Here is a 12465-nt window from a genome sequence, read left to right as displayed (position 1 = left end):
AGGATAGAAATAATCATACATAGAAGGAGTGACGATTCATGTTCAAACCAATCGCTACAGATAAAGCCCCCGCCGCTATCGGCCCTTACTCACAGGCAGTCGATGTCGGGGATGTCATCTATATTTCAGGCCAGATCCCACTCGACCCATCTACGCAGGAATTCGTCTCAGACGATGTGAAAGAGCAAGCGGAGCAGGTAATGAAAAATCTAGGAGGCATCCTGAAAGAAGCAGGACTTGATTACAGCCATATCGCAAAAGCGAACATCTACCTTGATTCCATGGATGATTTTGCAGTCGTTAATGACGTATATGCCAGCTTTTTGAGTGAGCCTTACCCTGCTCGTGCGGCTGTGGAAGTAAGCAAACTCCCTAAAGGCGCAAAAGTGGAAATCGAAGCGATTGCCGTGAAAGAAAAATAATGAAGCCGAGCCTATGGGCTCGGCTTTTCATTTGCTTATTCGTTGGTATTAGGCGATAAATACTTTTATTAAACGATTTATATAGAAATCATATCCAGCCCAGGTTAATAAAAACCCCCTCTAAAAAGAAGGTGTTCAGGCCATCCATTTTGGCGGTGTATTTTTATCCCAATAAAGCTCACCAATCTCATGATGTTTCTCAAATCCGTCCTTACTTAAATGATAGTGAAAATTAAACCAGTATCCTTCACCTGGCCGTTTTTCCCGGCGTACATCAAATCTGGCAATCTCTTCTTTGGTCCGGTAATCAGAAAGATGGAAAATCTTCTCTCCATATCCTGCAGCCGGCTGCTCTGATATTTCATAATATGGTACTTCCTCTTCTGCTTCTTCTAAAAGGCTTGTTATCACTTCTTCAATTCCAGGCAGGATAACTGCAGCAAATTCATCTTCCACTTTAGTTGCGATTTTAGGTCCAAGCTTTGTAACCGCCTGCTCCTTGGCACGCTCAGTCAAAGCATCGATCAAGTAATCATTCGACTGTGGTTCGAGGGTTAATTCTTCCTCCGGGATGACTGCCTCAGTCGGTATGTAAGTATCTTCTTTTTCCTTAGGAGATGCTACCTCTTTTTTCGCAGGAGTCTCCGCATCCGCATAAGTCGGCGGTATATATAAACCAAGTGTAAGAATTGCAACTAATACGACAGAAACTTTTCTAAACCAGAGCTTCATATGAATTACTCCCTTTTATGTACTCAATTAAATTCTACCATGTTACAAAAGCTTGTCCATATGTTATACGAGTTTCCTGGAGAAAAGTTTCAAATTTTTCTAATAGATTTTATCAAGCTTAGAGGAACCAGCCGTACAACCTGGCCCCTCTCTGAGTCAAACCCTCCACCTGAGTGCAATCGTCAAATGACAGCACTCAATTCCTTCTACTGCAGAGGAAAGCTGCAGATTGATACCATCGGGATTCACTTTTGTTTCAACACCAGAATGGATGCCTGTCGATTTCAAAAGAGCATCGACTTTTTCCATATCATTAACCTGAGCGGCCTCCATCACGTCATGAGCGAATGTTTCGGATTCCGCAAGACGATGCAGGACAAGGCTGGCCTCATCCAGTAATTTTTCCATAGCTGCAGCAGAATCAGAAAACATAGTGGAATCCACCGGTGGATAGGCCGGGTCCTCCGGATACCTTCTCGGAATATAAGGAAAATAACCATATCCCCCCTGATAATATGGGGCATATGGATAATAAATCGGATACATTTTACTGTCTCCTCCCCCTTCAACTTCACTCTCCTAAAAGTATATGCACACCACAGATATACGGAAGTTGTCATGCCATTCTCTCGGGGAATTGTTTCATCTTTTCATTATTAGGATATAAACCATTACAAATATCTTTAGAAGGAGGATTGTATGGCTAACGGTGCTCGAAAACCATATTATGCTCGCAATTTATGGTCAGGTGTTTTATTTGGACTTGGACTCGTGGCTTTCTTTGACGAAGCTGTTTTCCACCAGCTCCTGAATTGGCACCATTTTTATGATAAATCAACTACCCGAATGGGGCTTGTATCGGATGGCTTTTTTCATGCATTCAGCTGGTTTGCAACGATTGGCGGGCTATTCATGTATGCCGATCTCCGTCGCCGGCAGGCGCTATGGAAAACAAGGTGGTTGGGCGGCGTACTACTTGGGATGGGCTTTTTCCAATTGTATGATGGGACGGTCCAGCACAAACTTTTGCAGCTGCACCAAATCCGCTACAATGTCAATATTCTGCCTTATGACCTGGTGTGGAATATCACTGCGATTCTAATGTTCATTGCCGGTTCTGTTATTTTGTTTAAGACACGACGTCAGGCAGGTACGGGAGGAGTGACTAACCCACTTTCCAATGAATAATACGATTGCAGCTTTCCTATTAGGTGTTCCCTTTCTATTGTTACTAGGGCTTTACATGGGGGCAGTTTTTCTTTCCAACGGCCGCCACAGACGTTGGCCATTTTATCGCAGTGTTCTATGGGGGATTGGAACGTCTTTTGCCATCCTCTCTGTGGCAGGCCCTCTAGCAGAACGTGCACATGTTGACTTCACCGCACACATGCTTGGCCACCTTTTTTTAGGAATGCTGGCACCTTTATTAATGGCCCTGGCCGCTCCCATGACTCTACTACTGAGAACGTTGCCTGTAAAAAACGCTCGGCGACTGACAAAATTGCTCCGCAGCAAGCCGGTCCGTGTCCTTAGCAATCCTATAACAGCGACGATATTAAACATAGGCGGTCTATGGCTATTATACGCGACGGATTTATATATGCTGATGCATCACAGCTTGATATTACATGTCTTCATACACATTCATGTGTTTTTAGCTGGATATTTATTTACCATTTCTATCCTTTACATCGATCCGACTCCGCACCGGCACAGCTACCTTTACCGAGGGATAGTGCTGGTTACTGCTGTCGCAGGCCATGGGATATTATCAAAGTATATTTATGCCAATCCCCCTGCAGGAATAGCAGCTGACCAGGCGCAGGCAGGCGGAAAGCTAATGTATTACGGTGGTGATATGATCGATGCCGTCATCATTTTTCTGCTTTGCCTCCATTGGTATCAAGCGGCACGGCCACGGAAAAATGCTGCACAAGTTACATGGCAGAATCGTTAAACATTGTAAAAAACGCCAGCCGTGAGATTACCACGACTGGCGTTTCTTACTTTACATATTGAGCACAAATAGCTTATCTCGGGTCATGGATTCGATACTCCGACGGATGCCTTGTGCACCTAGTCCGGAGTTTTTGGCCCCGATGAACGGGAAATGGTCCGGACCGCGCTCGGTTTTTGCATTTAACTGAACAGAACCGACATGCAGCTTTCTTCCGATTTCCATTGCCTTTTGGACATCGGCTGTGAAAATACTCGCCTGCAAGCCATATTGAGATTCATTGGCAAGGGTGACGAAATCTTTATCATCCGTGATTCGGATGATCGGAAGTACTGGGCCGAATGGCTCTTCCCAGGCGATGTCCATATCAGAAGTAACATCATCAATTAGTGTCGGATGAATCAATTTGCCTTCCCGCTTGTTCCCTGTTACTAATGTCGCACCTTTTTCAAGGGCGTCATCAATCAAGCCTTGAACAAAGTCCGCTGCCTTGTCATCAATCAGCGGAGTAACAGCTGCGTCGTCTTCCGGGTTTCCCACGGTCAGTCCCTCAACTTTCTGTTTAACTTTCTCAGAAAGCTGATCGGCGACACCATCAGCGACCAGAACGCGCTTGATGGCTGTACAGCGCTGACCGGAATAGGAATAAGCTCCGCTGACGATTTGGTCAGCAGCCAGATCAAGATCAGCGTCCTCCAAAACGATTGCTGGATCTTTACCACCTAATTCGAGCACCACTGGAATCATTTTCGCTTTTTCAGAAATAGATTGACCGACCTCTGTGCTTCCAGTAAAACTGATCATGCTTATTTCTGGATGGGTGACAATAAAGTCTCCAATTTCTGAGCCTTTCCCTGTGACCAGTTGGACAATACCTTCAGGAATTTCCGTTTCTAGTAAAGCATCAATCATGAGACGGCCACTTAAAGCACCTTGGGATGCTGGTTTGAAGGCCACTGCATTTCCAGAAATCAATGCTGGGGCAATTTTTGATGCGGCTAAGTTAACTGGGTAGTTAAATGGGGATATTGCTAAAACTACACCAAGAGGCTCGCGGTCCGCCATCGCTATTTTATTAGAGCTTCCACCTCGGAAAGAATCTCCACGGAGCATGTCGCCATGGATACGGCAGCCTTCCTCGGCAGTATAGCGAATTAAATCGGCCGTTCGTTTGACTTCTTTCATTGCAGAAGCTTTATTTTTGCCAACTTCCTTGTAAATCATCGTCCCTATTTTTTCTTGTTGTTCAAGTAAACGATCGGCCCATTTATGTAAAATGTCCGCTCGTTTATATACCTCTGTATCAGCCCAGGCTTGTTGGGCATTACTAGCCTTCTTTATTGCCTGATCTACTTCTTCTTGAGACATCAAGGAAAATGAACCGATTGCTTCTTCTCCTGCTACAGAATAAATAACTTTTTCTTTCTCGACTGTCATGCTGATAATGTACCACTCCTTTAAATTTGATTATTCTGATTATTAAGGATGTGTGATTATTTCTCAAACGCCAATAAAGCGGTAACATTTCCGTTATAACCTCTTCTATGTTAAATAACATGGCTTATGCTTGCTTATCCTTAGTTTTTCGCGTTAATGTGATAAAGTTCCAATTAAGCGAAAGTTGGAATTGATGCATTGTAAGCAAAAAAGCAGTGCACGGTGGCTCTGCTTTTCAGTCTTCATCTTTAATGTCCGGATCAGGTGGAAGCGGCTCGCCTAAATATTCCTGAAGCGTAGAACGGTACTTCTCCACTTGCTCGAAATAATTCGAAAACTGATCTTTATTGATTAATACCTGCTGTCCATCATCAATCGTTTTTATTTTGTTTTCCAGCACCATTTTGTGAATATAAGATACCGGGATATCCAGGTATTCAGCAGTTTCCTGGATCGTCAAATACATCTGACCACCTGCCCTGCGCTAAATTTTTTATGCCTAACCATCCAATATTGTTTCGGGATGAGCAACAACTTCATCCTATTATATCACTTTACCATTTTGGTATAATTATTTTATAGAAACAGGCGTAGGTAGAAAAACCATAGAGAGTGGTGAAAAAATGACAGAAGATCGCAAAAAAGCTAAGTGGGAAAAAACAAGACAAACGGGTAAAGGAAAATACATAGCACTTTATGGATTACTTGGATTCGGGGGCATATTTGTACTTGTTTCCCTTTTGTTCCAGGCATTCCGGGAAGACAGCATTACATTCGATTATGTCGTACAGCGGATTGTCATCGGTCTGATTGCCGGAGCTTTATACGGCTGGGTCAGCTGGCGATCCAATGAAAAAAGATACCACGACCTTGCATGATGGTATTTCATCCTTTAATTCAAGCGGAGCTACATCTAACTGTGTTCCGCTTTTTTGTAATGGAAATCTTAATAACCATAAGTACTTCTTCAAATTCTGGTGCAGTTGCTTATCAAAATAATCATTTGCTGCAGCTCGTGTATTTGGTCGTAGCATTACCACAATGATTCTTCTTTGCTGCTAAGCTCGTAATAAAATGGAGATAGTCCCATGACAATAAAGAATACGATCAACCCAAATAAAATATAAAACAACATGGAAAAATCAAATAATGACACGATAAACATCGGTATTATGACAGATAAAACCATAATGCCTCCCCGCTTCCGTGTCTTTGCAGATGCATACTGTTTTTCTCCGCAGTAAGGACATGGTGCACTACTGCTCAACATCAACTTACTGAAAACCGTCTCTTTCCATGTCCATTTCTTCTTACAATGATCACACACCGGCATATAGATAACCCCCATTTCCAGATTTTCTAGTTATTGCGAGCCGACCACTCGTGTTCAAGCAGGCTCATCTCCCACAGGCTCCAATATTCATCCCCTACTTTTCTGTAATCACGAAGCAGTCCCTCTTTCTTAAATCCCGCCTTTTGATAACAAGAAATAGCCGAATCATTGAAGTCGAACACACCTAAACTGACACGGTGAAGCTCTATATCTTCAAATGCGATTCTTACTATTCTTTCAATCATTTGTCTACAGATTCCCTGCCCCCGATAACTCTGATCACCGACCAGCACTCTGCCGATTCTGGCAGAACGATTCTCTCTATCAATACGCGCCAAAGAAATATGCCCAACCACGGTACCTGTTTTTGTATGTACGACTTTGTAGATTAGTTTATCCGCATGGTCATCATTGGCTCCTCCAAGATAGTCGTTCAATTGACTTTTATCTAATGGATAGCTGAAAGAAGGGCCAGCCCACTGAATAAGGAATTTTTCAGAATCTACCCATCGGATCAGCTGGTCAAAATCATCCTGAGTGAAATATTGAAGTTCAATCATTGCTCTCAGCCTCTCTATCATATAATTCTATGTTCTCTTTTTAATGATGTCCATATCGCTACTCGATACGGAGTGTGGCGACCCATAAAAATCACCCGCCCCCTCTTCGACAAACCCACCAATTTACCGACTTAATCAATTATTTCCCGCGCAATAATTTTCAAATTCGATGCGAGATCCTCTTTTTGTTATTACATTTTGACAGCTTTCGTAGCGATAAATGTTTTGATAAAGTGGTCGATTAACCGTTTCCCCCCAAAATCATCCTCATAAAAACCAGTAATTGCATACCCAGCATTAATTTGGCCTTGGATTTGATCTTCTAATGTATGTCCAAATTCGATCGTCAGATTATTATCCAAGTGACGTTGTAATTCTTCTTCCGAAATTGCCGATAAACCAGAGAATGGGATCGAGTGTTTCACATCGAGAATGCCTTTCTCTTCCTGTTCATCATCAAAAAGGTATAGCAAGGGATTGGTAAATCCTGATATTAGCGTACCACCTGTCTTTAAAACCCGGGAAGTTTCTTTCCATACAGGCAAAATGTCTTCCACAAAGACATTCGAAACCGGATGCACGATGATATCGAATAAGTCATTCTTAAAGAAATGCATGTCAGACATATCGCCTTGTATCGCCTCCAGATACAGCCCGTCCCGCTCAGCCACAAGCCTATCCTGTGCTAATTGCATATCGGATATATCGACCACCGATACATCAGCTCCAGCAGCAGCCAGCACAGGTGCCTGCTGTCCTCCCCCGGAAGCTAAACAAAGGATTTTCACTCCTGTTAAAGAGGATGGAAACCAGGAGCGTGGTACTGGCCTTTCTGTAGTAACTGTTATTTCCCACTCTCCAGCTTTCGCTTTTTCAATGGTTTCGCTGCTCACCGGTTTTGTGTAGACGACGCCCTCTTCTACTTTTTTATCCCATGCTTTTTGATTATGTTTTACAAGTTTCATATTCGCCTTCTCCTTTGCAACTATTGTGCATTTTATGTAATTTACCAGATTATTTGTTCATTTACGAGGTATTTAATACTGGAGTTATTCCGATAACCCCATCTCTTTCATATCTTCCTTTTCTTCACTTAATACTTTAGCATATATCGCCTTCGATTTTTCCATTAATATCCTTGTTGCTTAAGAAAAAGGATTTTACTACCTTATCGAGAATGTTTTAATTTAACGCACACGTCTAGGAGGTACAGGGATGAGTGAAAAAATTATTTCGCTAAACGGTATTGAGTGGAAGCAAAAGGAAAAGACAATTTTAACTAATGTTTCCTGGGATATAGAAAAAGGTGAGCATTGGGCATTGTTGGGGTTGAATGGTTCGGGTAAAACCTCACTTCTTAATATGATTACCGGTTACCAATGGCCGACAAATGGAGAAGTTAACGTATTAGGCCATCGTTTTGGTGAAACAAATATATTGGAACTGCGGAAATCCATCGGCTGGGTGAGCACGTCTTTGGAAGAACGCTACAAGCATCATGGCGGAGAAACTGCCATAGAAGTAGTTATGAGTGGAAAACATGCTACCATTGGTATTTATGATGAAATCACACCGAATGATAAGAGCCGGGCCAAACACCTTTTAGAACAATTTCGAATCTTAGATCTTGCCGAGCAAAAATTCTCTTCTCTCTCCCAGGGGGAAAAACGAAAAACCATGATCGCACGGGCATTGATGGCATCTCCCGAACTATTGATTCTGGACGAACCTTGCAGCGGGTTGGATATTTTATCCAGGGAACAGCTGCTTCAGACCATCGATCATATGAATCGTGCTGTTGATGGGCCTACATTGATATACGTGACTCATCATATCGAAGAAGTCATTCCGTCTATCTCCCATGCTTTACTGCTTCATGCCGGCAGTATAGTAGCTAGTGGAGAAAAATATAGCACGTTAACCAGGGAAAATTTGCAACAAACCTTTGAACTTCCATTAGCTGTTGAATGGGATGATGACCGTCCCTGGGCGCGTGTTAAATCAGATAATATAAACCTTCCCCTTGATTTTGATAAAAGGTATTGACCCTCACGTTACGTGATAGCTTATAGTGTATCTGAAGGAAGGGATCCAAACATGAGAGTAAAAGAAGTTGCTGACCTTGTTGGAATCAGTGTGCGCACGCTTCATCATTATGATGAAATCGGATTACTTAAACCAGATACAACTACAGATGCCGGCTACAGGGTTTATTCCGATGCCAACCTCGAAACATTGCAGCAGATTCTGTTTTTTAAAGAAGTAGATTTCCCGCTGAAACGCATCAAAGCTACCCTCGAGGACCCTTCCTTCAATCGTGAAGAGGCACTGGAAATGCACCGAAAAATGCTGCTGGAAAAACGACGACGCCTGGATCAGGTGATTAATACGGTTGAAAAAACGTTACAACATTGGAAAGGAGACATTGGTATGACTGCGGAAGATAAATTCAAAGGATTTGATTTCAGTCACAATCCTTATGAACTAGAGGCAAGAGAACGCTGGGGAGATAAGGCAGTAGATGAGGCTCACGAAAAGGCCAAAGGAATGAGTGAGGCAAAACAGGAGGAACTCAATGAATTATACCGGGGACTGGCGGCAATACGGGACAAAGACCCGGCCTCCAATGAAGCACAAGAAACAATCGCTAAATGGTATGTGTTCTTAAATGAAATCGGCAGCTATTCTTTAGAGGCTTTCAAGGGTTTGGGACAAATGTATATCGTCGACGAACGTTTTACTAAAAATATCGATCAGTTCGGTGATGGCCTGGCTCAATTTATGGCAGATGCCATGGCTGTTTATGCTGATAACCGAGAACCAAATTAAAGCAACTTCCAAAAAAACTGGAGGCCCCGGGTATTAGTCAAAACACCCCGTGGCCTCCAGTTTTTACATATATTAATTGAATACGATTGTTTTATTTTGATGCACGAGAATGCGATCTTCTAAATCCCATTTCACACCGCGAGCAAGCACGCTTCGTTCTACTTTGCGTCCTATTTTCTTCAAATCTTCCGCATTATCACGATGGTCGACACGCATGATGTCCTGCTCAATGATCGGTCCTTCATCCAAATCATTGGTTACATAATGGGAGGTCGCACCGATCAGTTTTACCCCTCGCTCATAGGCTCGGCCATAAGGATTCGCTCCAATGAATGCCGGCAGGAACGAATGGTGGATATTGATGATCTGTGATGGGTAAGCAGCTACGAAGTCAGGGGTCAGAATTTGCATATAACGGGCAAGGACGATTTGATCAATTTTGTAATCTTCCAGAAGCTCCAGTTGCTTCGCCTCTGCCTCTTGACGGATATCTTTATTGGCTGGAATATAGTGAAACGGGATACCGACTGATTCTACCAAGTCCCTGGCATCCTCATGGTTGCTGACAACAACCGCAATATCGGTTACTAAGTCACCGCTCTGCCATTCCCATAGCAGTTCACGCAGACAATGCAATTGTTTGGATACAAAGATTGCGGTTCTCTTCAGTTGATAGACAAATTTCATATCCCACTGCATGTTAAAGTTTTCTGCTACCGCTTGAAACTTGCTCTTCATCTCTTCTTCTTTTCCCAGCAGTCCAGGACAATCAAATTCAATCCGTAAGAAAAATGTGCCTTCATATGCGTCCGTAGTATACTGGCTGGACTCCATAATATTGGCTCCATTTTGAAAAAGGAAATTAGAAACAGCTGCTACGATCCCAGGCTGGTCCGGGCAGCAGATCAGCAGTCGTCCTTTATCTTTATTTGCTTCTTGAAATTTTCGTAGGTGTTGGTGTGTTGTTTCAGCCATAATAATCTCCTTTACATGTGTTACTGTTAGTTTATTCTTTATCTTATCGCTCTATCCTATAACAAAATGTACGCTGACAGCAAATCAAAATCCCCTCGCTTTTGGAGGGGATTAAAATCTGCATTATTTTAAAGAGGGCAGCCTGAATTTTATTTGCGACTTTTCTCAATATATTAGCGCCTTGACCCGTAATTTATTGCGCTTGTGAATGATTTTCGTCATCATCATCAGACTGATCAAACATAAGGTTTTCATCGATACCAGCTTTACTGAAGTTTTCGCCGAAATACTTGGCCATGCTGGCATGGGCCTGTGCTTTGATCGACGCATCGATATGGGACACAACACTGTATATGGCATAGATGATAGCGAGGCTGTCATCTGCAAAACCAATGATCGGAATGAAGTCAGGAATGACATCGGCTGGGAATATCAGGTAACCAAGTGCACCCGCAATCGTAAGCTTGTCTTTCTTCGGGGTTTTTGGGCTCTTGAATGTGTAATACAAAAGGAAGCTGTAGTAAGCGATCTTGGAGCCGAGCAATAATGCATAGCGGCCCATCTTCGCAAAAAATTTACTCTCAGAAAAATATTTACGCCCGGCTTCCACTGCTTTTGCGGGATTGAAATTCTTCAGTTTTTTATTATAATTTTTTTCTTCACTCATCCTCTAATTCTCCTTTTCGATATAAGTGCTTCTTTTATTTTACCTTCCCCGATTACGTCATTGTCAATCATTCTCTTCTACTAGAAAATTCGAAAAATTCACTTCTTCCCCTTGTAAAATTCATCGCTTTAGTGTAAGTTAGTGAGAACCAATAAAATACTAACTCGATGATTTCTTATCTAGAGAGGCAGAGGGACTGGCCCGTCGAAGCCTCAGCAACCACTGGTATAACCAGAAAGGTGCTAATTCCAGCAAGTTGTGTGATGCAGCTTGGAAGATAAGGAGAGGAACTTATTTATTCAAAAGTCTTCTTCTTATGGGAAGACTTTTTTTATATTTACCTATGATTTTTCAACGAGGAGGAATTGTACATGACCGATCATTCGTATTCTTTTCAAACACGCGTGCTTCACGGTAATCATAAGTTCGACCCAACCACAGGTGCGGTGAGCGTGCCGATCCAGCAGGCGTCAACTTTTCATCAAGCAGACTTTGATAATCCAGGAAAATATGACTACAGCCGCTCCGGCAACCCGACAAGAGAAGCCTTGGAAGAGGAAATCGCCAGGCTTGAAGGCGGCGATAAAGGGCTTGCTTTCGCATCTGGTATGGCTGCTATTTCCACCTCGTTCATGATGTTGTCCAAAAACGATCACGTGGTCATTACGGAAGATGTCTACGGTGGGACATTCCGACTCGTCCACGAGGTCCTGCACCGGTTCGGGATCGAGCATACTTTCGTCGATATGACGGATTTGCATGCAGTAGCGACAGCCATTCAGCCGAATACCAAAGTTGTCTACATCGAAACACCAGCTAATCCGCTCTTAAACATAACCGATATCAGCGCTGTCGCCAAACTGGCAAAAGCGCACGGCTGCTACACATTTGTCGATAATACATTCATGACCCCAGCCCTGCAGCGGCCATTAGAACTTGGTGCCGACCTGGTCCTGCACAGTGCTACTAAATTCATCGCGGGTCATAGTGATGTTGTAGCTGGCCTTGCTGTTACGAACCATCCGGAGATCGCCGAACAGCTTCCATATTTACAGAATGCTTTTGGCTCGATTCTTGGCCCGCATGATTCCTGGCTCGTTTTACGCGGACTGAAGACACTGGACTGCCGGTTGAAACAGTCAACTGAATCAGCGATCAAAATCACACGATATCTAGACGACCATCCATTGGTGGAAGAAGTATATCACCCAAGCCTTACCACTCATCCGGGTTATTCGACCCATAACTATCAGGCAGACGGTCCCGGTGCTGTCCTTTCGTTTCGGCTTAAAGATGCAGCTGCCGTCCGTGAATTTTCTAAACACGTGGAAATTCCGGTGTTTGCGGTGAGCCTGGGAGCTGTGGAGTCTATTCTTTCTTACCCTGCGAAAATGTCTCATGCTTCCATGCCTGAACTGGAAAGGCTGAAACGCGGAATTACCGATGGACTGTTACGTCTTTCTGTCGGTCTGGAAAAACCCGAAGATATCATCAAAGATTTTGACCGGGCATTGCAACAAATTAACAGCCTGGAAGTCGAACTAGGAGGATAA

Annotated in this window: 16 protein-coding genes and 1 riboswitch; of the genes, 7 read left to right on the top strand and 9 right to left on the bottom strand. The window is 43.2% G+C overall.

What is annotated here, in order from left to right; all coding sequences use genetic code 11:
* The first annotated feature begins 38 nt into the window (after window positions 1-38).
* On the top strand, window positions 39-422 hold the full coding sequence (locus FHS45_RS16180; RefSeq protein WP_062440007.1) for a RidA family protein: 384 nt from the start codon (window positions 39-41) through the stop codon (window positions 420-422).
* Between the two features lie 135 nt (window positions 423-557).
* On the opposite strand, the gene FHS45_RS16175 is transcribed toward FHS45_RS16180, so the two are convergent.
* Both FHS45_RS16175 and FHS45_RS16170 read right to left on the bottom strand, forming a co-directional pair.
* Window positions 558-1154 carry a YpjP family protein gene (locus FHS45_RS16175; protein WP_062440010.1) on the bottom strand — a complete coding sequence of 199 codons (597 nt, stop codon included), beginning with the start codon at window positions 1152-1154 and terminating at the stop codon, window positions 558-560.
* Between the two features lie 156 nt (window positions 1155-1310).
* Complete coding sequence (locus tag FHS45_RS16170) at window positions 1311-1700, bottom strand: YuzC family spore coat inner layer protein (protein WP_062440013.1); 390 nt, start codon at window positions 1698-1700, stop codon at window positions 1311-1313.
* A gap of 153 nt (window positions 1701-1853) precedes the next feature.
* On the opposite strand from FHS45_RS16170, the gene FHS45_RS16165 reads away from it, so the two are divergent.
* Together FHS45_RS16165 and FHS45_RS16160 are read left to right on the top strand one after the other, a co-directional pair.
* Window positions 1854-2342, top strand: coding sequence for a DUF2243 domain-containing protein (locus tag FHS45_RS16165; protein WP_062440016.1), 489 nt, complete (start codon window positions 1854-1856; stop codon window positions 2340-2342).
* Window positions 2335-3111, top strand: a complete 777-nt coding sequence (locus FHS45_RS16160; RefSeq protein ID WP_062440018.1) for a cytochrome c oxidase assembly protein — start codon at window positions 2335-2337, stop codon at window positions 3109-3111. The genes FHS45_RS16165 and FHS45_RS16160 overlap by 8 nt, the downstream gene beginning before the upstream one ends.
* 51 nt (window positions 3112-3162) lie before the next feature.
* Here the strand turns inward: FHS45_RS16160 and FHS45_RS16155 are convergent, their stop codons facing one another.
* A complete protein-coding gene (locus tag FHS45_RS16155) occupies window positions 3163-4548 on the bottom strand; it encodes an NADP-dependent glyceraldehyde-3-phosphate dehydrogenase (RefSeq protein WP_082411906.1) in 1386 nt (461 codons plus the stop codon).
* 235 nt (window positions 4549-4783) lie between these two features.
* Window positions 4784-5014: an excisionase family DNA-binding protein gene (locus tag FHS45_RS16150; protein ID WP_062440024.1), complete on the bottom strand. Its 231-nt coding sequence runs from the start codon at window positions 5012-5014 to the stop codon at window positions 4784-4786.
* Between the two features lie 157 nt (window positions 5015-5171).
* Here FHS45_RS16150 and FHS45_RS16145 point away from each other — a divergent pair, with 157 nt between their 5' ends.
* A complete protein-coding gene (locus tag FHS45_RS16145) occupies window positions 5172-5426 on the top strand; it encodes a hypothetical protein (protein WP_062440027.1) in 255 nt (84 codons plus the stop codon).
* Window positions 5427-5581: 155 nt separating this feature from the next.
* Here the strand turns inward: FHS45_RS16145 and FHS45_RS16140 are convergent, their stop codons facing one another.
* From FHS45_RS16140 to FHS45_RS16130, 3 genes are all read right to left on the bottom strand, one after another.
* Window positions 5582-5896 (bottom strand): TIGR04104 family putative zinc finger protein, encoded by a 315-nt coding sequence (locus FHS45_RS16140; protein WP_082411907.1) that lies wholly within the window; start codon window positions 5894-5896, stop codon window positions 5582-5584.
* A gap of 11 nt (window positions 5897-5907) precedes the next feature.
* Entirely contained in the window at window positions 5908-6441 is a 534-nt protein-coding gene (locus FHS45_RS16135; protein WP_062440035.1) for a GNAT family N-acetyltransferase, read from the bottom strand.
* 191 nt (window positions 6442-6632) lie between these two features.
* Window positions 6633-7406: a class I SAM-dependent methyltransferase gene (locus FHS45_RS16130; RefSeq protein ID WP_062440038.1), complete on the bottom strand. Its 774-nt coding sequence runs from the start codon at window positions 7404-7406 to the stop codon at window positions 6633-6635.
* 250 nt (window positions 7407-7656) lie between these two features.
* On the opposite strand from FHS45_RS16130, the gene FHS45_RS16125 reads away from it, so the two are divergent.
* On the top strand, window positions 7657-8487 hold the full coding sequence (locus FHS45_RS16125) for an ABC transporter ATP-binding protein (RefSeq protein ID WP_062440042.1): 831 nt from the start codon (window positions 7657-7659) through the stop codon (window positions 8485-8487).
* A 51-nt stretch (window positions 8488-8538) separates the two neighbouring features.
* Complete coding sequence (locus FHS45_RS16120; RefSeq protein WP_062440046.1) at window positions 8539-9270, top strand: MerR family transcriptional regulator; 732 nt, start codon at window positions 8539-8541, stop codon at window positions 9268-9270.
* Between the two features lie 72 nt (window positions 9271-9342).
* On the opposite strand, the gene purU is transcribed toward FHS45_RS16120, so the two are convergent.
* Both purU and FHS45_RS16110 read right to left on the bottom strand, forming a co-directional pair.
* On the bottom strand, window positions 9343-10245 hold the full coding sequence (purU, locus tag FHS45_RS16115) for a formyltetrahydrofolate deformylase (protein WP_062440049.1): 903 nt from the start codon (window positions 10243-10245) through the stop codon (window positions 9343-9345).
* A gap of 193 nt (window positions 10246-10438) precedes the next feature.
* Entirely contained in the window at window positions 10439-10912 is a 474-nt protein-coding gene (locus tag FHS45_RS16110) for a YkvA family protein (RefSeq protein WP_082411908.1), read from the bottom strand.
* 172 nt (window positions 10913-11084) lie between these two features.
* Window positions 11085-11196, top strand: a riboswitch (SAM riboswitch).
* A gap of 87 nt (window positions 11197-11283) precedes the next feature.
* Between FHS45_RS16110 and metC the strand changes: the two genes are divergently transcribed.
* On the top strand, window positions 11284-12465 hold the full coding sequence (gene metC, locus FHS45_RS16105) for a cystathionine beta-lyase (protein ID WP_062440052.1): 1182 nt from the start codon (window positions 11284-11286) through the stop codon (window positions 12463-12465).

This window comes from Thalassobacillus devorans, assembly GCF_011761345.1.
In the GTDB taxonomy this organism is placed as follows: domain Bacteria; phylum Bacillota; class Bacilli; order Bacillales; family Halobacillaceae; genus Thalassobacillus; species Thalassobacillus devorans.
The sequence above is the reverse complement of the archived record's forward strand: the minus strand, read 5'-3'. Positions and strand labels throughout refer to the sequence as shown.